This window comes from Micromonospora sp. NPDC049274 (assembly GCF_040678875.1).
Taxonomy (GTDB): Bacteria; Actinomycetota; Actinomycetes; order Mycobacteriales; family Micromonosporaceae; genus Micromonospora.
On record NZ_JBFAQS010000009.1, the window covers coordinates 230,091 to 250,940 of the forward strand.

Here is a 20,850-nt window from a genome sequence, read left to right on the forward strand (position 1 = left end):
CACACCTTTCGTCATGGACCGGAACGCCTCTGACGTGGCACTCTGCCAGGACGGTATGGGTGCGGAGGTGTGCGGTGGCGAGCAGGGACCCGTTGGAGGAGGAGTTTCGCGAGTTCGTCGCGGCTCGCTCCGCCGCCCTGCTCCGAACCGCCTATCTCCTCGCCGGCGACTGGGCGACGGCCGAGGACCTGCTCCAGACGGCGCTGACCAAGACCTACCTCGCCTGGAAGCGGCTCGGTGGGATCGAGGCGGTCGAGCCGTACGCCAGGCGTGTGATGGTCAACACCTCGACGAGTTGGTGGCGTCGGCGCTGGCACGGTGAGCGCCCCACCGAGGTGCTACCCGAACGACCCGGCGTCGACGAGATCGAGCAGCAGCTCGATCGCGACCTGCTGTGGCGGCACCTCAGGGAGCTGCCCAGCAGGCAGCGGGCGGTGCTCGTCCTGCGCTATTACGAGGACATGTCGGAAGCCCAGACGGCCGCGCTGCTGGACATCTCGCCGGGGACGGTGAAGAGCCAGGCCTTCCGGGCGCTGGCCACGCTGCGCCGACGAATGGGCACCGCCACCCCGGACCTGATCGACGCCCCCGGCGCGAATCGGGGCACCGACACCGCCCTCTCGGGTCGGGCCCGTGACGCCGCCTCCTCGGGTCGGCCCCGTGACGCCGCTCTCTCCGGCCGGGGTCGCGACGCTGCCGGAGCCGGCGGGGGCACCGACGCTGCCCGACCTGGTTCTGCCGGGAGGGTTCCGGGGGGTCGTTCCGCGGCGACGCCGCGTCCGGCGGCCGCTCGGGCCGAGCCGGGGGCGGTCGCACCCGGCCCATCCGCGCCCCGCCCGATCGCACCGGCGGTCGAGCTGCCTACCGCTCCGGCGGCCGTGCCCGTCGGCACTGGCGCCGGAGACCAGCAGTGAGCGCATTCCCGCGGCGGCCCGACAACCTGACGGGCGGTCCGCAGCGTCCTAACCAGGTGCGACGTGACCAGCTGGAAGGTGCGGTGCGGGAGACTCTCTCGCACCAGGTTGCCGTCACCCCTCCATTGACCGCCGACCCGGCCGGTCAGGCCATCCGCCGGGCCAGTCGGATCCGGCGCCGGCGTGCCAGTGTCGGTGTCGCGCTCGGAATGGTCACCACCGTGCTGATCGGCGTCGGCATGACGCAGCTCGCCGACGAGACCGGCCGGGAGGGCTCGCCCACAGTCGTGATCGGCGATCCGGACCTGTCGGTCCGGCCGCTCCTCTCGGCCACCGTTGCCCCACCCCCGCCGTCGCCCGGAACACCTGCCGGCCTGCTCCTCGACGGCACCCTGATCAACCCCGACGGCAAGCGGTTGGCGCTGCCCAGCGTCGGCCCCGCCGAACGCGCCCACAGCCTGCCCAGCGGCGCCGGTCTGCTGGTGGTCGGTGCTCCGACCACCGCCGGCCGTTCCCTCTGGGTGGCGCAGGACGACGGCCTGGTGCAGGTGCTGCTGGCCGGTGCGGGTCAGATCGTCCTCGCGCCCGACGCCAGCCAGGTCGCCTGGCGGGACGGCAAGGACCTCCTCGTGGCGGGAGTGGTCGGCACCCAGCTCATCGGCACGGTGCGTACGCCGGTCCCGGACGGCGCGGAACCCGTCCGATTCGTCGGGAACAGCGTGCTGATCCGGCTCGACCGGAACGGGCCGGCCCACGCCCTGTGGCGGCCCGGCGCGGGGGAGCTGGTCCCGGTGTTCGAGCGGGGCACCCTGAACGTCTACGGTGCGCTGCCCGACGGGCGGCTGATCGGTCAGGTGTCCGCGAGCGGGCCCGCCGGGACCTGCCTGGCAGCACTCGACCCGAAGCGGGCTCTGAAACCGGTACGCACCGCCTGCGGCACACAGTTGAGCCTGGACGGCGCGGGCGGCGTGTCCGACGACGGGCGATGGCTCCTGGTGAACGGAAAGGTCGGCGCGAGCGACCGCGCTCTCCTGGTCGACCTGCAGCGGCTCGGGACGACGCTGAACGCCGTGCCGGCCGGCCCCACGCTGAGTGGCGCTGTCGCCTGGACGACCGGAACGGACGTCTCCTACGTCGACAGCGCAGGCAAGCTGGTCCAGGTCGACATCGAACGGGTGCGTGCCGGGCAACCGGCCGAGCCGGTGCCCGTCGCCGGCCTTCAGCCCGGTGACCGGCCGGTCCTGGTCACCGGCCCCTGAGTGAGGCCCGCAGCTCTTCCAGGGGTCGCCCCTACGGCTGGCCGGCACCTACGCGAGCCAGCTTCGGGTCTGCTCGGTAGCGTCGGGAGGTGACCTCGCGTACCGGCCCCGCGCCGCGGATCGACTTGCACGCCCACTCGACCGCCAGCGACGGCACGCTGAGCCCGGCCGAACTGGTCCGCGCCGGCGCCGATGCGGGTCTGGACGTGCTGGCCATCACCGACCACGACACCACCGCCGGTTGGGCGCCGGCCGTGCGGGCGCTGCCGCCGGGTCTGCGCCTGATCCGGGGCGCCGAGCTGTCCTGCCACTGGTCCGGCCCGCAGCCGGCGGTGCCACTGCACCTGCTGGCGTACCTGTTCGACCCGGACCACCCGGAGCTGGTCGCCGAGCTGGCCCGGGTGCGGGCCGCCCGCGAGGAGCGCGGCGAGCGGATCGTGGCGCTGCTGCGCGCCGACGGCATCGACGTGAGCTGGCCGGAAATCCTGTCCGGGGCAGGCGGCGGCACGGTGGGCCGCCCGCACATCGCGCAGGCGCTGATCCGTGCCGGACTGGTCGCCGACACCCGCGAGGCGTTCGGCCCGGACTGGCTGGGTAAGCGGTACCGGCTGCCGAAGGAGGACATCGACGTCTTTCGCGCGGTCCGGCTGGTCCGGGCCGCCGGGGGCGTACCGGTCTTCGCCCATCCGCGCGCAACCCGACGCGGGCGGGTGGTGCCCGACGAGCTGATCGCCGAGCTGGCCGCCGCCGGGCTGGCCGGCCTGGAGGCCGACCACGAGGACCACAGCCCGACCGAGCAGGCGCACGTACGCGCGCTCGCCGCCGAGCTGGGCCTGCTGGTCACCGGCTCCTCGGACTTCCACGGAACCCACAAGAGCGTCCGGCTCGGCGCGTTCACCACAGGCGTCGAGGCGTACGAGCGGATCGTCGCCGCCGGGGTGACCGAGGTCGCTTCGGGCTGATCCGCGTATTTCGCCCACCGGGGCGCGACTAGGTTGATCACGTGGATCTGAAGCTGTTCGGCGAGGTTTTCGTGACCCTGCTGGTGATCACCGACCCGCCGGGCATGATGCCGATCTTCCTGGCGCTGACCGGGCCGCTGCCCGCACGGGACCGCAACCGAGCGGCCTGGCAGGCCGTCGCGCTGGCCCTCGGCGTAATCGTGATCTTCGCGGTGGCCGGGCAGACCCTGCTCGACTACCTGCACGTGGACCTGCCCGCACTGCAGGCCGCCGGTGGGCTGCTGCTCGTCCTCGTCGCACTGGAACTGCTGACCGGCAAGGCCGACGATCCCAGCCAGCAGGTCACCTCGAACATCGCGCTGGTGCCGCTGGGCACCCCGTTGCTGGCCGGCCCGGGTGCCATCGTGGCGACCATGCTCTTCGTCCAGCAGGCCGACGGGCTGGGCGACTTCACCGCCATCGCCGTGGCCATCCTCGCCGTCATGGTCGCGGTCTGGATCGTGCTGCGCTTCTCCGGCGGCATCGTGAAGATCCTCCGCCCCGGCGGCATCGAGGTGTTGACCCGGATCGCCGGCCTGCTCCTGGCCGCGATCGCCGTCCAGCTCATCGCCGACGCGGTGGCGGCCTTCGTCAGGCAGTACGTGAACATGGCCTGACCGGCACACCGGAAATGTCGGCGGGGGATGGCAGGATCGCAGGCGTGCGACGAGCCTCTTCAGCCGGACGATCCGCCGCGGGCGGTCGGGCCCCTCAGCAGCGCCCCGGTGCCGCCGAGCAGCTCGGCTTCGAGGGGATGCCGGAACGGTTGTTCGTCTGCACCCCGAGCAAGCTCGGCGCGTACGCGGACTGTCCGCGCCGTTACCGCTACTCCTACGTCGACCGACCGGCACCGCCGAAGGGCCCGCCGTGGGCGCACAACTCGCTCGGCGCCAGCGTGCACACCGCCCTGAAGAACTGGTATGCGCTGCCCGCCGACCGCCGTCGCCCCGAGGCGCTGGCCACCCTGCTCAAGGGCACCTGGGTCCGTGAGGGCTACCGCGACGACGAGCAGGAGCGGGCCGCCTATCGGCGAGCGCTGGGCTGGCTTGAGGCGTACGTCGAGACGTTGGAACCGGAGGCCGACCCGCTCGGTGTCGAGCGCGTGGTGGCGGTCAAAACCGCGGTGCTGGCCTTCAACGGCCGCGCCGACCGCATCGACTCGCGGCCCGGGCCGGAGGGCCCGGAGCTGGTCATCGTCGACTACAAGACGGGCCGCACCGGGCTGGACACCGACGACGCCCGGGGCTCGCAGGCGCTGGCGCTCTACGCGTACGCGGCCGAGCGGGTGTTCCGCCGACCGTGCCGCCGGGTGGAGCTGCACCACCTGCCGACCGGCACGGTCGCCGGCCACGATCACACCGTCGAGTCGCTGGCCCGCCAGTTGACCCGAGCCGAGGACACGGCCCGCGACATCATGACCGCCGAGCGGGCGGTCGCCGACGGCGGCGACGCCGACGAGGCGTTCCCCGTGTCGCCCGGCCCGCGCTGCGGTTGGTGCGACTACCGGCGGCACTGCCCAACCGGGGCACAGACACCTGGCAAGGAGCCGTGGGCGGCCGTGGACCGGTCCGTCGAGGGCTGACGCGGCCCGCCCGCACCTGCCCTCGGGCGCCGGCCCGCATGTGATTCCCGGCCGGGCGGGATCGGTCAGCCTGCCAGTGGGGTCGCGGCGTGCCGTTCGGCCCTCTCCTTGGCGGCCTGCAGCAGCGGCCCCTCGAAGTAGCGGCGCGGCACCGCCCCGAGCGCCAGGCGCAGGGCACGCAGGGTGAGGTCCGCCGACAACTCGGTGGTGGGCAGCCCCAACCCGCCGTACATCCGTCGGGCCCACGGGGGCAGCAGCGCGAGCGCGGTGCCGGCGATCCCCAGGTACGCCCAGCGCGGCGGGCCGAGGGTGAGGCCCAGCCGGGCCGGCAGGCTGAGCTTCCATGGCAGCGGTGGAGCGGTGAGGAAGAGCGCCGTCTCGGCGGCCTCCCGGGTCATCCGCAGCTCCGGCCGTACGGCACGGTAGTACGCCTCCACCTCGGCAGCGGTGCCCGGCACCGTGGCTGGGTCCAGCCCGACGAGGGCGGCCGAACGGCGCTGCTCGGTGTAGTAGCCGTCCACCTCGTCGTCGGTGAGCGGCAGACCCGCCCGCCGGGCCGTGCTGAGGAACGATTCCACCTCGGTGACGTGCACCCAGCGCAGTAGGGCCGGGTCGTCGATCCGGAACTCCTCGCCAGTGCCGGGATCGGTGGCGCGCAGCCGCGCGTGCAGGCGACGCAGTCGCGCCCCCGCCTGCTCCGCTTCGGCCGTCGTGCCGTAGACGGTGGTAGCCACGTAGGTGGCGGTTCGGACCAGTCGTCCCCACGCGTCGGTGCGGTAGTTGCTGTTCTGCGCGACCCCGGCCATGGCTCGGGGATGCAACGCCTGAAGGTAGAGCGAGCGCAGGCCGGCGACGATCAGGATCGGCTCCTCGTGCACCTTCCACGTGACCGAACCCGGACCGAAGAGGCCGAGGTCATCGGAGTCCACCGACCAAGCGTGCCACGGCTCGCTGGTCGGCGCCGGTGTGGGCCGGCTCAGCTGTCGGCGGCGCGGCGCGACTGGCAGCTCGGGCAGAGACCCCAGAAGGTCACCTCTGCCTCGTCCACCTCGAAGCCGTGCGCGACGCCCGGCTCCAGGCAGGGAGCATTGCCGACCGCGCAGTCGACGTCGGCGATTTCGCCGCAGCCCCGGCAGACCACGTGGTGGTGGTTGTCGCCGGCGCGCGCCTCGTAGCGGGCGGGACTGCCGGCCGGCTCGATCCGACGGGACAACCCGGCTCGGCTCAACGCTCCCAGCACGTCGTAGACCGCCTGGGTGGAGACCGAGTCGAGGCGTTCCCGGACCCGCCGGGTGATCTCGTCGACCTCCAGATGACCACCCTCGGCGAGCACGTCGAGCACCGCGAGGCGCGGCCGGGTGACGCGTAGGCCCCTCGACCGCAACAGCTCCTCGCCAACTGACATGCGCCAATGACAGCACGTACGACCAGCAGCGACAACCGTCGTCCGCCCCGGGTGGCAACGAACACAGCCCGCAGGACCGGCGCGCGGGGTAGCGCCGTGCTGAACCTGATCGCGGTCGCGCGCGTGTCTTTCGGGCGAGAGCTCGGGGATGATCGGCGGTCCGTACGCTGCGGTCCCCGCACCGTGATCCACCTGGAGGTGTCGATGTTCGAGGAGATCCTGGGCCTACCGGTGCACGTCCTCGTGGTCCACGCGGTGGTCGTCTTCGTCCCGCTGCTGGCGGTGCTGGCCATCGGATACGTGGGGCTGCCGCGCTGGCGGCACCGACTGGACTGGGCACTGGGCATCCTCGCCGTCGTCGCCCCGGTGACCGCGTTCGTGGCCGTCCAATCCGGTGAGGCCTTCACCGACGCCCTGGTCGCCCGCGGCTACCAGGGCCAGATTCTCGATCAGATCTTCGAGCACTCCCGCTACGGCGACATCCTGTTCCGGATCGTCGTGCCCCTGGGGATCGTGGCCATCGCGCTGCTCGTGGCGACCAGCGGGCACCCTCGGGTGCCGCGGCTGCCGGCGCTGGTGACGCCTGTGCTCGCGGTGGCGGTCGTCGCGCTGGCGCTCGCCGCCCTGATCTACGTCTACCTGACCGGTCACTCCGGCGCAGAGGCCGTCTGGGGCACCACCCTCTGATCGGCGGACACCCGTCGGCGCTGCTCGTTCGGCGCTGCTCGTCGAGCGCCGATCGTTCAGCGCCGCTCGTTGGGCGCTGCTCGTTCAGCGCTGCTCGTTGGGCGCCGATCGTTCAGCGAGCTCAGAAGGTGAGGCGCTCAGAAGATGATGCGCGAGCAGAGCAAACAGACCAGAGCCACCAGCACCACAGCGGCTGCGGCGCCGAAGCCGTAGGTGACCCGCTGGGACCGCTGCTCGGCGGCATCCAGCCCGGCCATGTCCTGTGGTGGAAGCTGTCGGGGAGGAGCCGGCTCCAGGTGCACCGGGGGACGCCAGTCGGCCGGGGGCGGCACGCTCGGGGGCGGACCCGCGTAGCCGCTCGTGGGTGCGGTGGCGGGTGCGGGTTCGTCCGCCGCCGCGCCGTCGCCGGCCCCGGGCCGGCGCCAGTAGTCGTCGTCCGGGAAGCTGCCGCCGCTGGGGGTTGTCACGCCGTCCGACGCTACCAACGAAGCCGGCGGTCCGGTCGCTTCTGAGCCGTGTGCCAACGGTCGGCGAGCGGCCCACCGCTGTCGCCTGCGCTAGTCTTGCCGGTCGTGAGCACCGAGGACCCCGGCACGCAGGGCGCGCGCGGCGATGATGACCGCACCGTCGACCTGAGCGACGACTTCGTGGTGCTGCCCGAGCAGACCTCGGACGACACCGACCACGGCTGGGGCGAGCCGAGCAGCAGCAACGACGACTGGCTCCTCGCCCAACGCCCCCCACACTGGGACTGACCTCGACACCGCACCCCCGGAGCGGACCACCGTCGGCACGGCAGCTCGGACTGACGGCCCGACCGCGTCCTCGGGGCGGGTCACCGTCGGCGGCTGGGCTCGGTCCGCGTCTTCGGGATGGATCGGCGTCGGCAGCGGCGGCGACGGCAGCGGCGGCAGCGACGGCGACGGCTGGGCTTGCGGCGGCTGGGCTGGGGCCCGGCCCGCGTCTTCGGGGTGGATCACCGACGGCGTCGGAGGCCGGGGGGACGCCCCGAGCGCGCCGTTGGTCGCCGGGCAGCCGGTCGGAGTGTGCGTGCCCGTCGGAGCGTGCAGGATCGCGGCGGCCAGGCAGAGCAGCGCGGCGATCAGGCCGGCCCGCAGCAGGCTGCGGCCACCGGGCAGGACCGGCCGGCGCAGCGGGCGTAACGCTTGTGCGGAATCCAGCTTGCGGGTGATCATCTGCCGCCTCCGTCCCGGATGCCGTCGTGGTGACACCCGTAGAGCGGCACGGTAGGCCGGCAACAGCGCGCACTGCGGATCCCTCGTCGCCGCCTGTGGACAACCGGCCGGCCTGTGGATAACGCCCACCGACCGGCCGGACCTGCTACAGGAGAGCGGGCTCGCTGCGGCAATCGAGGAGGCCCCGCTTCTCGATCAACTCGGCTTTCTGGAAACCGGGCGATCAACACGGCGCGGTTAGGCCGACTTCCTGGAACCCGAGTGGATCAAGGCCGGGCAGCGCCGGGCAGCGCCGGGCAGCGCCGCAAGGCCGGGCAGCGCCGCCTGAGCCGAACAGCGCCGCCCGGGCGGGCGGCGCTGCTCGCTGCGGACCGGGAAGGCTGCGGTCAGGACGCGGAGCTGGCCGCCGGCGCCTTGCCGCCGCCCGATCCACCGGACGACGATCCACCGGACGACGATCCGGACGAGGAGGACCCGGACGAGGAGGACCCGGACGACGACCCACCGGACGACGAGGACGAAGACGACGACCCGGAATCCCCACCCGAGGACGAGGACGACGAGGACGACTCGGACTTGGCCGGCTTGCCGCCGGCGGTCGTCTCAGAACCGGACGCGCGGGAGTCGGTGCGGTAGAAGCCCGAGCCCTTGAAGACGATGCCGACCGAGTTGAAGACCTTGCGCAGCCGCCCCTCACACGCCGGGCACTCGGTCAGCGGCTCGTCCGAGAAGGACTGCACCGCCTCGAGCTGGTGACCGCACGCGGTGCAGGCGTACTGGTACGTGGGCACGTTCTCCTCCGGTATCTGGGCTCGGCCAGTTGGCACTCGACGTATTCGAGTGCCAATGGTGCGTCATTCGCCCCGGGTTCGTCCAGCGGACGTGTGGGGCGCGACACTGTGCGCCGTACCCGGGCCGTTGTCAAGCGTACGCATCCCGTCGGCGGGGGTGACGACCGCGCGGACCGGACGGTCGTGCGGTTCCGCCGGCAGCGCCTCGACCAGCTCGCCGTCGTGCAACGGCACCACGGTCAGGGTCACGCCGGGCACCCGCGCCAGCGCCCGGTCGTACGAGCCGCCGCCGCGGCCCAGCCGTCGTCCGCGAAGGTCCACGGCGAGCGCCGGCACGACCACCAGCTCCGCGCCGGTGACCGCGGCCACGCCGAGGCGGGGGCCGATCGGCTCCCGGATGCCCCGGCCGGCCGCCGCCAGAGCGTCCGGTCCGGAGTACGCGGCCCAGTCCAGGTCCAGATCGGGGCGGAGCACCGGCAGCAGCAACTGGGCGTCGGGCGGCAGCGCCGACCGCAGCACCTCCGGCAGGTCGGCACCGCCCGGCTCCGAGCCGACCGGGACGTACGCCGTCATCAGGCGCGGGCGCAGCCGGCGTACCAGGGCGACCAGCTCGGCCTGGACGCGCCCGGCCGCCTCGGCCCGCGCCGTGGGGGGCAGGGCCCGGCGGCGGGCGAGTAGGTCGACGCGGGTGTCCCGCTTCGTCACTCGGGTCACTTCCGCTTCATCAGAAAATTCCGGCACGCAACACTCCTGACGCAACGCCACTCCCACGGTTGCTCTGTGTCAGCATCGCAAGCAACGGAGGCGGAACTTCCGGGGGGACCGAGTGACGCTACGCGGGCGGTTGACTGCAGCCTTCCTCGTGGTGGTGCTCGGCCCGGTCCTGCTCGGGGCGTTCTTCGTCGCGTCCACCGTCACGGCCGTCGACCGCAGCCGGTCCACCGAGCGCCTCGCGGTGGCAGCGTCCACGGTGCGTACCTCGGTCGACGCGCTCTGCCAGCAGCTGCGTGCCGCCGCCGACGCGGTCGCCCTCACCGGTGACCCGGCCGTCGCCGCCAGCCAGCTCGTCGGCCGTGGGCTGGCCGCGGCGGTGCTGGTCACCGACGTGAACGGGCGCGTCACGTACGCCTCGCCCGACGCTCCGCCGACCCCCTGGCGGGACTGCTCCGAGCCGGCCACCGCTTCGGCGGGCCCGGTCCGCGCGCTGGCCGCCCGGGTCGACCGCCGCGACCCGACCGGCGCTCCCATGGGCACGGTGGCCGCGGCGCACCTGGTCGATCCGGCCTTCGTGGCCCGTTTGGCGGCGGTGACCGGGGTCGCGGTCACCCTGCTCGACGACGGCGCGAGCGCCGCCCGGTTCACCCACACCACCGAGTCCCGCGAGGTACGCGACGCGGTGCTGGCCGCGGCCGGCGGCACCAGCGACGAGCGGGTCACCGAGACCCCCAAGGGCCGGTACGTGCGGCGGATCGGACCGTCGGCGGGCCAGCCGCTGCCGCTGGTGTTGTCGGTGCCGAGCGAGCGGCCGCCCATGCTGCACGTCACGCTGGCCGGCGTGGTCGTACTGGCCGGGCTGCTCGCCGTGTTCACCGCCTGGCGCCTGGCCCGGGTGACCACCCGGCCCCTGGCGGAGCTGGCCGGTGCGGTCGACCGGGTGGCGCACGGCGACCTGACCGCCCGGGTGCCGGTGCGCAGCCACGACGAGCTGGGTCGGCTGGCCGCCGCCTTCAACCGGATGACCCGCGAGACGGGGTCGTACGTGGCGGCGCTGACCAGCAGCCGCGACCAGCTCCGCGGGCACCTCGCGGTGCTCGGCGACACCCTGGCCAGCACCCACGATCTGCAACGCATCCTGCGGGTGATCCTGCACAGCGCCATCGCCGCCACCGGGGCGCGGGCCGGCGCGGTGCTGCTGGTGGAGGCCGGTGGGGTGCTCGTCGCGCAGTGCGGCGAGGGGTTGGACGGGCGCTGGCCGGCGGGGGACCCGGACGGATCGCAGGGCCTGCGGGTGCCCGTGGGCGTCGGCGTGGTCGGCGCGGTGGCCGCGACCGGCGAGCCGCAGCGAGGCCGGATGGAACCGAGCGACGTCCCGACCGGCGAGCCGCGCTGCCGCACCTACGTCGCGGTTCCCTTCGCCACACCCGGCGGGACGACCACCCCGGGCGGTGCGGCCACCCTCGGCGGGGCGACCACGACCGTCCCGGGCGGTGAGAGGAGTCTCGACGAGTCCGGCGCTCCGGCCGCGGCGCTCGGTGTGCTGGCCCTCTACGACCGGGTGGGCGCGGACGAGTTCGACGATGACGACCTGGACACCCTGCGCACCTTCGCCGGGCACGCGGCGGTGGCGGTGGAGAACGTCCGTGTGCACGAGGAGGCGCAGCGGCTCTCCCTCACCGACCCTCTCACCGGGCTGTGGAACTACCGCTACCTGCGCGAGTCGATCCGGCGCGAGGTGGAGCGGGCCAGCCGGTTCGGCCGGATGCTCAGCGTCCTCGCCCTCGACCTGGACCGCTTCAAGGACGTCAACGACACGTACGGGCACGCGGCGGGGGACACCGTGCTGGCCGAGTTCGCCCGGCGGGTACGCGGCGAGATCCGCGAGGTCGACCTGGCCTTCCGACAGGGCGGTGAGGAGTTCGTGCTGCTCCTACCGGAGACCGATGCCCGGGGAGCGGCGATCGTCGCCGAGCGGCTGGGCGCGGCGGTGCGCGAGACACCCATCGCCGTCGAGGCGTACGCGGGGCCGATCGTGGTCACCGTTTCGGTGGGCATCGCCGTCTACCCGGACCACGGGAGCACCGGACGGGAGGTGCTGGAAGCCGCCGACGACGCCCTCTACGCGGCCAAGGCGGCCGGCCGGGACACCTACCGCGTGGCGGAGGCCCGCCCCGACGTGCCGACGCGGGAGATACCGGTGCCCGCCGGCGCCGTCAGCCCACCCGACGGGCTGCCGCGTGCCGGCCGTCCCGTGCAGGTCCCGCGGGAGCCGGGCGGCCACGCCCGGTCGGAGTCGGCTGCGGGCGTACCGGAATCGAACCGGTCGGGGCCCGCGCACGCCCGGCCGGATCCGGCAGACGAGCCGGCGGCCACCGCCGCGGACGCCGCGCGGGCCGGCCCCGACGTCGCCCGGCCCGGGCCGGGCGACGGCGCGTCTTCTGGGCCACACCCGCCGCGGCAGAGCCGTGGCCGATAGTCTCGCGGCATGTCGGAGCACTCAGCGAACCCCTCATCGACGGTCGCCGCAACCGGCCGTCCCCTGGCGGTCAAGGCCGTCATCCCGGCCGCCGGACTGGCCACCCGCTTCCTGCCGGCCACCAAGGCGGTCCCGAAGGAACTGTTGCCGGTGGTGGACCGGCCGGTGTTGCAGTACATCGTCGAGGAGGCCACCCAGGCCGGCATCGGCGACGTGTTGCTGATCACCGGTCGGGGTAAGACGTCGATGGTGGACCACTTCGATCGACGCCCCGACCTGGAGACCAGGCTGGAGGAGAAGGGCGACACCGAGCGGTTGGCCGCCGTGCGCCGGCCCAGTGAGCTGGCCGAGATCTACACCGTCCGGCAGCCGGAGCAGCTCGGGCTGGGCCACGCCATCGGGTACGCCGAGTCGCATGTCGGCGACAAGCCCTTCGCGGTGCTGCTCGGCGACGAGTTCGTCAAGCCGTCCGAGCCGCTGCTGCCGGCGATGCTGGAGTTGCAGGCCCGCACCGGCGGTGTGGTGCTCGCCTTCTTCGAGGTCGACCCGGCCGAGACCAAGCGCTACGGGATCGCGTCCGTCGAGCCGGCCGAGGCGGAGCTGACCGACATCGGCGAGGTCGTCAGGGTCACCGGCATGGTGGAGAAGCCGCAGCCGGAGGACGCGCCGAGCAACCTGGCGGTGCTCGGCCGCTACGTGCTGCCCGGCAGGATCTTCGACGCGATCCGGCGGACCAAGCCGGGCAGCGGTGGTGAGATCCAGCTGACCGACGCGATGGAGCTGCTGCGTACCGAGGGCGTCCCGGTGCACGCGATCGTCTACCGGGGCACCCGGTACGACACCGGCATGCCGCTGGGCTACCTCCAGACGGTGGTGCAGATCGCCGCCGAGCGCGAGGACCTGGGCAGCGAGTTCCGTGCCTGGCTGGCCGACTTTGTCAAGGCCGACGCGGCAGGCGGATCTGGTACATGACCGCGACGGCCGACGCCGAGGCGGCCGCGAACGAGTTGACGCCGCTCGCCGACTACCTGGGCAGCGTGCTGCGCAGGTTACGAGCGCTGCCGCCACTCGACCTCGACCTCACCCAGGCGCACGGCAACGTCCTCGCCGAGGACGTCGTCGCGCCGCACTCCTTCCCGGCCTTCGACCAGGCGGCCGTGGACGGGTACGCGGCCCGCTGGGAGGACATTTCCGGAGGGGGCCGGGGCCCGAGCTACGTCCCGGCCCCCTCCGGCACGCCCGGCGGGCGGACCATCCGGCTCAACGTGGTCGGCGACCTCGGCGCGGCGAGCTGGCGGCCGGTGCGCCTCACCCCGGGCTCGTGCTTCTCGGTGGCCGCCGGGGCGCCGCTGCCGGTCGCCGCGGACGTCGTGGTCCCGGTCGAGTGGACCGACCAGGGCATGGCCGCCGTCGAGATCTTCCGCACCCCCAAACGGGGGTACGGGGTACGCCGCGCCGGTGAGGAGTTGCCGGCCGGCACCCTGCTCGCCCGCGCCGGCACGTACGTGTCCCCGGCGCTTGTCGCGGTCTTCGCCGCCACCGGCATCGGGCACGTGGTGGTCCGGCCCAGCCCTCGCGTGGTCATCGTGGCCACCGGCGACGAGTTGGTCGACGTGGGCCGGGGCAGCCAGCCCGGCCAGGTGGTGGACGCGAACTCGCACGCGTTGACCGCCGCCGCGGCGGAGGTGGGCGCACTGGCGTACCGGGTCGGAATCTGCGACGACGACCCGGAAGGACTGCGCGGGCTGCTGGAGGACCAGACCCTGCGCGCCGACCTGATCATCACCACCGGCGGGACCGGCACCGGTCCCGGTGACATGGTGCGCCGGATCCTGTCCCGCCGTGAGGGCAGCCGGGCCGGGCCGGTCACCTTCACCGACGTGGCGCTCTATCCCGGCACCGCGCTCGGGTTCGGCACGGTCGGCGCCGAGGAGGTGCCGGTGGTCTGCCTGCCCGGCGACCCGGGCGCGGCGCTGATCGGCTTCGAGGTGCTGGCCCGACCGGCAATCCAACTGCTCGCCGGGGCCGAGCCGGTGTTCCGGCCCAGCGTCCGGGCGCACCTCCTGGAGACCGTGTCGTCCCCCGGCGGGCTGCGTGAGTTCCGACCCGCGCACGTCGCGGAGCGGCGCGGCGGCGGTTACACCGTGCAGCCGCTGCGCGGTGGCCCGTTCACCCTCTCCGGCCTCGCCGAGGCGAACGGGCTGCTGGTGCTCGGCGAGCGCGTCACCACCGCCGCCGCAGGCTCCACCGTGGACGTCCTGCTGCTCGACCGGCGCCGGTGAATGGGCCCGTCTGCTCTCCCGCGGTACGCGTGGTGGGTCAACTTGCGCAGGAACCGGTCCCGCGCGGGAGACTGTGCGGGTGAGCCTCTTCGGACCCGAGCGGGCCCCCGGCTGGCCGGTGGTGCTGGTGGACGGCCCGGTGCTGCTGCGGCCGTACCGGCGCTCCGACGCGGCGGCGTGGTCGGAGGTGCGGCGGGCCAACCGGGCCTGGTTGGCACCGTGGGAGTCGTCGCTGCCGGGCAGTTGGGACGAGCTGAACTCGCCTGCTGCGTTCCGCTGGGTGCACCGTGACCAGCGGCGTTCGGCCCGCGAGGGCGAGGGGATGCCGTTCGCGGTCTGCCTGCGGGAGGCCGACCGGGACCGGTTGGTCGGGCACCTGAACGTCGGCAGCATCGTGCGCCGCGCTTTCTGCTCCGGCTACGTGGGCTACTGGGTCGACGCCCGGGTCGCCGGGCAGGGCGTGATCCCGACGGCGCTCGCGCTCGCCGTGGACCACGCGTTCGGCCCTGGTGGACTGCACCGGGTGGAGGTCAACATCAGGCCGGAGAACCGACCGTCGCGGCGGGTGGTGGAGAAACTGGGCTTCCGCGAGGAGTCGTACCACGTGCGCTACATGCACATCGACGGCGCCTGGCGGGACCACATTGGATACGCGATGACGAGCGAAGAGGTCGCCGCCGAGGGCGGTCTGCTGGCCCGCTGGCACCGGGTACGCGCCGCCGCGCGGTAGCGGCGTCCCACGGACGGAATCGGCGCGGCGCGGCGGCATCACGGTCGGCGCGTCGTAACCTCAAGTAACTGCAAGCTGCGGCAAGCGCTCACCGTCCGGACGATCTACGTGCTCAGGCGCGATCGGTGGAAGATCCTGCGGTCGGGGAGCGTTTGCTCCGAATTCGGTGACGGGAGGGGTGAGGGTGCCGACCTCGGTGCTCCTCGCCGTCCTCGCCGCCGCCGGCCTGCTCGCCCTGGCCCCGGCGTTGGTTCGCCGGTACGACGCCACCGAGCGGCTGGTGGCGGAGCGGGCGCAGTCGACGGCGCGGGTGCTCCACCGCCGTCGACGGCGCCGCACTGTGCCAGGACGGCAGCCCGTCCACCCGCCGCGTTCCCTCATTGTCACTCTGAGTGAAGACGCGACTACAGGGAAGTTGGCCGCGCCGGTCTCCGCGCCCCCGGCGACCCGCCGCTCCGGCCGCCTGCGCGCCGTACCGCCGGCCCCGAAGCGATCCCGCCGTCGTCCGCCGCGCAGGCAGCACACCCCCGCCGTGTACCGCCGACGCCGGGTGCTTGCCGCGCTGCTGCTGCTCAACGTCGTCGAACTGATCGGCGTGCTGTTCGTCAGCCCCGGCTTCTGGATCGGCTTCTCGGTCACCTTCCTGCTGCTCGCCCTGTACGTCGTACACCTGCGTGGGCGCGCCCTCGCCGGCCGCCGCCGGCGCCGCGCCCGCGCCCGGGAGGCGGCGTGGCTGGCCGCCCGCCAGGCCGAGGTCCGTCGGGAACAGGCCCGCCGCGCTGCGGCCCGCAGGGAGGCGCAGCGCCGCCTGGCGGCCCAACGCGAGGGGGTACGCCGAGCGGCCATGGGCCTCGACCGCCCCGGAGACCTGCCGGCGGCCGTCAACGGCGGCTCGGTCTCGTACCGTCGCTCCGGAGGGCTGCGCGGCCGCCCCTACGAGGCCGGCCGGGGCGCCTGACCCGTCGGCCCGCCGTGATCGACGACCCACCGTGATGGACGACCCGCCGTGATCGACGACCCGCCGTGATCGTCGGCCCGCTTGATCGACTCGACTTCCTGGAAATGGCGGTGTCGGGGCGTCCGGGATGCCCCGGTTTCCTGGAAGTCGAGTCGATCTTTGTGCTGGCGCCGGCGCCGCACCGGGGGCGGATTCGCGGTGGAGGCCAGCGACCTGTTAGCCTTGCTGCCGGCCCGCCCGGTGTAAGCCGGGTGGGACCGAAGCCGGTTCGCCGGTGGGGGGCTGTGGCGCAGACTGGTAGCGCACCTCGTTCGCATCGAGGGGGTCAGGGGTTCAAATCCCCTCAGCTCCACCAGCACGACGGTTTACCTGGGGAAACCCGCCGACCAAGATCGGCGGGCATAGATCCGGCACAAATCAGCGAGAACTCGGGGCCTTCGGGCCCCGTTTTCGTTTGGCGCTCGCGTCGCGCAGCGCGCCGCTGATGATGTTGCGGCGGCGATCCTTCTTTGGCCACCAGTGGACGTAGGTTTCCAGCGTGATCCGCAGGCTGGAGTGCCGAAGCGCGTTCTGCACGTCGGTGGGATCGGCACCCGAGGTGATCAGGCGGGTGGCGAAGTAGTGCCGCAGGGAGTGGAAGGTGCCCTCATCGGGCCAGCCGGCCGCGTCGCGCCAGGTCCGCCACATCTGCGACCACCGTTGGTCATGGATCGGCCGCCCCTGGTCGTCGGTGAACAGCAGCGGCACCATCCGACGCTTGGGCTCCCTACCCGGGTCGGGGGTGCCGGCCGTGATGTCGGGCAGCTCGACCAGAGCGGGCGGGTACGCGCGGACGTGCTGGGCGAAGACGGCGGCTACGTGGTCGTCCAGGTCGACATCGCCGATTGAGCCTGCCTTCGGCGGGGCGAGGTAGAAGCCACCGTAGGCGACCTTGTGAAACCGCAGTTGCTGAACGACGTGCAGTTCCTGACGCTCCGGGTCGATGCACCGAGTGCTGTCCTCCAGGCCGAGGACTTCCCCGAGTCGCAGTCCCTCACCCGCACCGGCCCAAATGGCCGCCTGATACTCGTCGGGCACCACGTCGACCAGGGCGAGCACGTCATCATCGGTCGGTACCCACTTCGGTGCGCGGGAGAAGCCCCGCAGGATCGCGAGCAGCCGGATCGACTTGCAGGGGTTGTCGGGGATCACCTTGTCGGCGACGGCCGAGTTCATGATGTTGTTCAACAGGTCGAAGTACGTCTTCACCGATGATTGGGCGACGTTGTTCCGCAGCAGCGTGGCGACCCACTCCAGGACGTCGGTAACCGTGATCGCGCGGATGGCCCGGTCGCCGAAGTGCGGGTAGTGGTGGTGGCGGAGCCGGGATTCGGTGTGCCGCTGGTAGTCGAGGGCCTGACTGATCTGGCGAGACAGTCGCCATCGTTCGCCGTAGTCCTGGAATGTCAGCCGGCGCTCTCCCTGGTCGATCCTGGTTTCCTCGGCGATCCCGGCTCGGGCCTTGGCGTCCCAGTCTTCCGCGTCGGCCTTGCGGTCGAAGAGACGTTCCCGGGTTTCGCCGTTGCGGTCGACGTACCGGCAGCGCCACCGTTTACCGCGCCCGTAGCGCTTCGACTTCAAGCGCTCCTTGTTGGGGCCACGCTTGGTCAGATACCAGAGGTCATCGATTGCCATGTCAGGCCGCCTGGTCTTCCAGCCAGGCCCGGACGTCGGCCGGGTCGTAGCGCAGGTGGCGGCCGACCTTGAAAGCGCGGGGGCCGGTGCGGCGGTGCCGCCATTGGTAGAGGGTGCCGACGGGAATGCGCAGGAAGGCGGCTGTGTCGCTGATGGACCAGAGGTCCGGCAACGGCAGGGGGGTGGGTGCGGTCATCGTGGCTCCTTCCGGGTGATGGTGATGTAGGTGCGGCTTTCGCCGCTGTAGCCGGCGGGTCGGGTGCTGGTGCGGCAGATGACCCGTTCGCGGCCGTAGTGGGCGGTGAGTTGGGCCGCGATGGTGACGGCGTGGGCTTTGACGGTGGTGGTCGGGCCGATGAGTCGGACCGCGACCAGGGGGCGGGGGCGTGTGGGCATGGCGCTCCTTCCGGGGTCGGTTGGTTGGGGTGTTGCGTGCGCTGTGGAGTTGTCAAGGAACGGCTTCACAGGCGTTGACACGTACGTGTCAAGCGGCCAGGGGTTGGGCGGTGCTGTGATGGGTGACCTGTTCGTCGGCCAGGGCGTCGATGCCGGCGAGGTGTTGGGCGCGGGCCATGGCGGCGGCGGTGTTGGCGAGCAGGGCGTCTCCGGTGGTGATCCAGCCGGTGGCCTGGTATCCGAGTTCGTAGATGACCCGTTCGGTCTGTTCGTCGTCCCAGGTGTGCGGATGGCCTTCGGTGCGTCGCCAGATGGTGCGCTGCATGCGCAGGAAGCCGAGGGTGACGGAGAAGGCTCGGCTCTTGGTGGCGATGTGTCCGCCGTAGCCGAACTGGTGTGCCCAGCGGCGAAGCCGGGCGTAGTCGGGGTGCTCGCCGAGGTCCCAGCACGCGCGGATGAGCCGGCCGAGGTGCGTTGCCTGGTCGCCGTGGATCTGAACGGAGAGGTCGTCGACGCGGCGCAGGCTCAAGCCGGTCACCTCGGTGCTCTTGGTGACGTACTTGGCGATGTAGCCGGTGATCTGGGCGAGGTTGACGTCAGTGCCGGGGGCGTTGACGTGCTTGAGGTCCAGGCCCTTGTCGCCCCAGGCGATGTGCCAGCCCTGCCCACCGTTGGCGGGGTGCGGCGCAGAGGTGTAGGCCGTCTTGAGGAAGGCGGCTTCCACGGCATCGGCGAACATCTGCCGGGTGACGACGGCCGGCGGCGGGACGATCGCCTCAGGGCAGTCGGGGTTGTAGCCGTCGAGGCGGATGAGGGCGTGGTAGTGGATGACGCCGCGTACCTGGAATTCGTAGACCTTGATGTAGCGGCGGCGCAGGTCGACACCGTGGGTGCGGCCGAGGCGGCGTAGTTCCCGGTCGGCTTGTTGGATGGTGCGGCGCCACAGCTCGGGTGCTTCGTGGTTCCAGACGACTTGGCCGGTGTGGTCGTAGCAGTCCAGGCACAGCGGCTGACCGAGGTGGGTGTCTGTGGCCTTGTGTCGCTGGCCGCAGCGCAGCTCGACACCGTGGCGGCAGGTGCGGCCGAACGGGTGGCACACGGAGGGCCGGCAGGTGCAGCCGTCTTTCTTGCGGCAGTCCGCGGAGTGCACCTTCACGACCCGGTGGTGCACTGGCCCGAAGGATGGGGCGGTCGCGGTGAGGAAGATGGCGATGTGCTCGTTGAGCGGGGGTAGTCCCCACCGGTCGCCTTGTAGGCCGGCTTTGATCAGGTGGTAGGTGTCGCGGCGGTACAGCTCGGCGCAGGACGGGCAGACGGCGGCGCGGCGGTTGCCGCAGGGGGTGTAGATCGCGCCGTCGGGCATGTCCTCGGTGTCGACGGTGGCCATGCGGTTGCCGTCGGCGTCGTTGACGTGGATCTGCCCAGCGAGCCGGATCGGGTGCTTACAGGCCGACGCGGCGCGAACGTGGCCGAGCCATTCGGGGTAGTCGGGGTCCTGGGCGCGGGCACGCCCGGAGGCGACGGTGCGGGGGTCGTGGCCGCGTACCCAGCCGTCATCGTGTCGGCGGGTGGTGGTGGGTGCGGCCCAGGGCCAGTAATCGGCGGACTCAGCGGAGGCTCCCGTGCCCGAAACCGTGGTGGTTTCGGGCGCGAGAGGCAACGTCGAGGACGTCACGCGGTGGCTCCCACGGCGGTGCCGTTGTGTGCCTTGTCGTTGATGCTCGGTTGGGTGTTGAGGGCTGTCAGGATGTCGGCGGCCGTGGCGGTGGGGACGCGCAGTCGCACAGCAAGCTGGCCGGGGGTGATCTGCTCACCGTGGGCCTTCTCGTGGGCGCTGGCGACGATCCGGGCTCCGGATAGCAATGCAGGCGCGGGGCCAGCGGTGGCTACCGCAGGCGCGGCGGGTGCCGGGGTCGGGTCCTTGTCGGTGGTGTCCGGGGTGGGCTCGACAGTCGTCGGGGTGTCGATGTCCTCGCCAGAGGTAGGCAGGGTGATGGGTTCGTGGACAGGTTGCGTGTTCTCGGGTGCGGGGTTGGTGGCCGGGGTCGCGGCGACCGGGCGGACCGTCGGCGAGGCGGGGATGTCAGGTGACGACGCCTCGGCGAGGGTGGCCGGCGCAGGTGCCGGGACAGTTTCGGTGGGCCGGGTTTTGCGGTTTCCGGTGGCGAGTAGCGCGGCGGTGGCCATGAGCATCAGGCCATCCACGGCGAGGGGACCGAACCAGACGACGAGAGTTTCCTCGTTGTAGTGATCGAGTAGTCCGGACAGGTGCCGGTAGGACACGAACGCGGCGACCAGGGCGACGGGCGGAAGCCCGACCCAGCGCAGCACGTTCCATCCCCAGCCGGTCGGCCAGAGCGTGCGGGCAAGGATCTCGATGGCGATGAACAGGAACAGTGGCCAGACAATCGCGGAGATGACCGCGCCGGGCTCCGGCGACCAATCGGCCGGGGCGTCGGTCGGGGCGATGAACGAGTGAGCGATGTTCGCGGCGACGGAGACAGTGCCGCCGGACAGTGCGCCGATGTAGGCGTAGACGCGGCCGTTCTTGGAGGTCATCATGATGCCGCCTGCGAGATGGGGGCGGGGGTGAACAGGGAGAAGGCCATGACGAAGGGCTGGGTGTAGCCCTGGGCGTGCAGGTGAGTGGTGATGAGCTGGATGTCCTCGACCGAGCTGATCGGCCGGGCGGTGGGGTATTCCAGCGCGGTGAAGTCAGTGCTGCCGTTGGCGGCGGTGTGGGAGAAGGTGAGCATGTAGCGGTACATGACGGTGTCCCCTT

23 protein-coding genes, 1 tRNA gene and 1 pseudogene are annotated in these 20,850 nt (G+C 72.5%); 14 read left to right on the top strand and 11 right to left on the bottom strand.

Annotation, left to right across the window (positions count from 1 at the left end):
* Nucleotides 1–74: 74 nt before the first annotated feature.
* From AB0K10_RS19275 to AB0K10_RS19295, 5 genes are all read left to right on the top strand, one after another.
* Nucleotides 75–914, top strand: a complete 840-nt coding sequence (locus AB0K10_RS19275) for a SigE family RNA polymerase sigma factor (protein ID WP_363685181.1) — start codon at nt 75–77, stop codon at nt 912–914.
* Between the two features lie 83 nt (nt 915–997).
* Nucleotides 998–2,173 carry a hypothetical protein gene (locus AB0K10_RS19280; RefSeq protein ID WP_363685183.1) on the top strand — a complete coding sequence of 392 codons (1,176 nt, stop codon included), beginning with the start codon at nt 998–1,000 and terminating at the stop codon, nt 2,171–2,173.
* Nucleotides 2,174–2,262: 89 nt separating this feature from the next.
* Complete coding sequence (locus AB0K10_RS19285; protein ID WP_363685185.1) at nt 2,263–3,135, top strand: PHP domain-containing protein; 873 nt, start codon at nt 2,263–2,265, stop codon at nt 3,133–3,135.
* Between the two features lie 41 nt (nt 3,136–3,176).
* Nucleotides 3,177–3,791: a MarC family protein gene (locus tag AB0K10_RS19290; RefSeq protein ID WP_363685187.1), complete on the top strand. Its 615-nt coding sequence runs from the start codon at nt 3,177–3,179 to the stop codon at nt 3,789–3,791.
* Between the two features lie 137 nt (nt 3,792–3,928).
* On the top strand, nt 3,929–4,756 hold the full coding sequence (locus tag AB0K10_RS19295) for a PD-(D/E)XK nuclease family protein (protein ID WP_363685305.1): 828 nt from the start codon (nt 3,929–3,931) through the stop codon (nt 4,754–4,756).
* Between the two features lie 65 nt (nt 4,757–4,821).
* On the opposite strand, the gene AB0K10_RS19300 is transcribed toward AB0K10_RS19295, so the two are convergent.
* Nucleotides 4,822–5,685 carry an oxygenase MpaB family protein gene (locus AB0K10_RS19300; RefSeq protein ID WP_363685189.1) on the bottom strand — a complete coding sequence of 288 codons (864 nt, stop codon included), beginning with the start codon at nt 5,683–5,685 and terminating at the stop codon, nt 4,822–4,824.
* A 47-nt stretch (nt 5,686–5,732) separates the two neighbouring features.
* Complete coding sequence (locus AB0K10_RS19305; protein ID WP_363685191.1) at nt 5,733–6,161, bottom strand: Fur family transcriptional regulator; 429 nt, start codon at nt 6,159–6,161, stop codon at nt 5,733–5,735.
* Nucleotides 6,162–6,365: 204 nt separating this feature from the next.
* On the opposite strand from AB0K10_RS19305, the gene AB0K10_RS19310 reads away from it, so the two are divergent.
* The gene (locus AB0K10_RS19310; protein ID WP_363685307.1) at nt 6,366–6,848 is read left to right on the top strand and encodes a DUF2231 domain-containing protein; all 483 of its coding nucleotides are present in this window, start codon (nt 6,366–6,368) and stop codon (nt 6,846–6,848) included.
* 137 nt (nt 6,849–6,985) lie between these two features.
* Here the strand turns inward: AB0K10_RS19310 and AB0K10_RS19315 are convergent, their stop codons facing one another.
* Nucleotides 6,986–7,315 carry a hypothetical protein gene (locus AB0K10_RS19315; protein WP_363685193.1) on the bottom strand — a complete coding sequence of 110 codons (330 nt, stop codon included), beginning with the start codon at nt 7,313–7,315 and terminating at the stop codon, nt 6,986–6,988.
* A 105-nt stretch (nt 7,316–7,420) separates the two neighbouring features.
* On the opposite strand from AB0K10_RS19315, the gene AB0K10_RS19320 reads away from it, so the two are divergent.
* Both AB0K10_RS19320 and AB0K10_RS19325 read left to right on the top strand, forming a co-directional pair.
* The gene (locus AB0K10_RS19320; protein WP_363685195.1) at nt 7,421–7,603 is read left to right on the top strand and encodes a hypothetical protein; all 183 of its coding nucleotides are present in this window, start codon (nt 7,421–7,423) and stop codon (nt 7,601–7,603) included.
* Between the two features lie 702 nt (nt 7,604–8,305).
* Entirely contained in the window at nt 8,306–8,680 is a 375-nt protein-coding gene (locus AB0K10_RS19325; protein WP_363685315.1) for a hypothetical protein, read from the top strand.
* Nucleotides 8,681–8,694: 14 nt separating this feature from the next.
* Here AB0K10_RS19325 and AB0K10_RS19330 read toward each other — a convergent pair.
* Nucleotides 8,695–8,871, bottom strand: a pseudogene (locus AB0K10_RS19330) (FmdB family zinc ribbon protein); the annotation flags it as partial.
* Nucleotides 8,872–8,898: 27 nt separating this feature from the next.
* On the bottom strand, nt 8,899–9,576 hold the full coding sequence (locus AB0K10_RS19335) for a 5-formyltetrahydrofolate cyclo-ligase (protein WP_363685197.1): 678 nt from the start codon (nt 9,574–9,576) through the stop codon (nt 8,899–8,901).
* 85 nt (nt 9,577–9,661) lie between these two features.
* Here AB0K10_RS19335 and AB0K10_RS19340 point away from each other — a divergent pair, with 85 nt between their 5' ends.
* The 6 genes from AB0K10_RS19340 (at nt 9,662) to AB0K10_RS19365 (ending at nt 16,353) form a co-directional block, all read left to right on the top strand.
* Nucleotides 9,662–12,028 (top strand): diguanylate cyclase, encoded by a 2,367-nt coding sequence (locus tag AB0K10_RS19340; RefSeq protein ID WP_363685199.1) that lies wholly within the window; start codon nt 9,662–9,664, stop codon nt 12,026–12,028.
* A gap of 9 nt (nt 12,029–12,037) precedes the next feature.
* Nucleotides 12,038–13,000, top strand: coding sequence for a UTP--glucose-1-phosphate uridylyltransferase (locus AB0K10_RS19345; protein ID WP_363685201.1), 963 nt, complete (start codon nt 12,038–12,040; stop codon nt 12,998–13,000).
* Nucleotides 12,997–14,310 (top strand): gephyrin-like molybdotransferase Glp, encoded by a 1,314-nt coding sequence (glp, locus tag AB0K10_RS19350; protein ID WP_363685203.1) that lies wholly within the window; start codon nt 12,997–12,999, stop codon nt 14,308–14,310. Before AB0K10_RS19345 ends, glp begins: the two co-directional genes overlap by 4 nt.
* Before the next feature lie 79 nt (nt 14,311–14,389).
* The gene (locus tag AB0K10_RS19355; protein WP_363685205.1) at nt 14,390–15,040 is read left to right on the top strand and encodes a GNAT family protein; all 651 of its coding nucleotides are present in this window, start codon (nt 14,390–14,392) and stop codon (nt 15,038–15,040) included.
* A 178-nt stretch (nt 15,041–15,218) separates the two neighbouring features.
* Complete coding sequence (locus tag AB0K10_RS19360; RefSeq protein ID WP_363685207.1) at nt 15,219–15,998, top strand: hypothetical protein; 780 nt, start codon at nt 15,219–15,221, stop codon at nt 15,996–15,998.
* A 278-nt stretch (nt 15,999–16,276) separates the two neighbouring features.
* Nucleotides 16,277–16,353, top strand: a tRNA-Ala gene (locus tag AB0K10_RS19365).
* 62 nt (nt 16,354–16,415) lie between these two features.
* Here AB0K10_RS19365 and AB0K10_RS19370 read toward each other — a convergent pair.
* From AB0K10_RS19370 to AB0K10_RS19395, 6 genes are all read right to left on the bottom strand, one after another.
* Nucleotides 16,416–17,672 (bottom strand): tyrosine-type recombinase/integrase, encoded by a 1,257-nt coding sequence (locus tag AB0K10_RS19370; protein WP_363685208.1) that lies wholly within the window; start codon nt 17,670–17,672, stop codon nt 16,416–16,418.
* A 1-nt stretch (nt 17,673) separates the two neighbouring features.
* Nucleotides 17,674–17,868 carry a helix-turn-helix domain-containing protein gene (locus AB0K10_RS19375; RefSeq protein WP_110564460.1) on the bottom strand — a complete coding sequence of 65 codons (195 nt, stop codon included), beginning with the start codon at nt 17,866–17,868 and terminating at the stop codon, nt 17,674–17,676.
* Nucleotides 17,865–18,068 (bottom strand): hypothetical protein, encoded by a 204-nt coding sequence (locus AB0K10_RS19380; protein WP_363685211.1) that lies wholly within the window; start codon nt 18,066–18,068, stop codon nt 17,865–17,867. Before AB0K10_RS19380 ends, AB0K10_RS19375 begins: the two co-directional genes overlap by 4 nt.
* 88 nt (nt 18,069–18,156) lie before the next feature.
* Nucleotides 18,157–19,743 (bottom strand): replication initiator, encoded by a 1,587-nt coding sequence (locus AB0K10_RS19385; RefSeq protein ID WP_363685213.1) that lies wholly within the window; start codon nt 19,741–19,743, stop codon nt 18,157–18,159.
* Nucleotides 19,740–20,630 carry a DUF2637 domain-containing protein gene (locus tag AB0K10_RS19390; protein ID WP_363685215.1) on the bottom strand — a complete coding sequence of 297 codons (891 nt, stop codon included), beginning with the start codon at nt 20,628–20,630 and terminating at the stop codon, nt 19,740–19,742. Before AB0K10_RS19390 ends, AB0K10_RS19385 begins: the two co-directional genes overlap by 4 nt.
* Nucleotides 20,627–20,836 carry a hypothetical protein gene (locus AB0K10_RS19395; protein ID WP_363685217.1) on the bottom strand — a complete coding sequence of 70 codons (210 nt, stop codon included), beginning with the start codon at nt 20,834–20,836 and terminating at the stop codon, nt 20,627–20,629. Before AB0K10_RS19395 ends, AB0K10_RS19390 begins: the two co-directional genes overlap by 4 nt.
* Nucleotides 20,837–20,850: the final 14 nt, after the last annotated feature.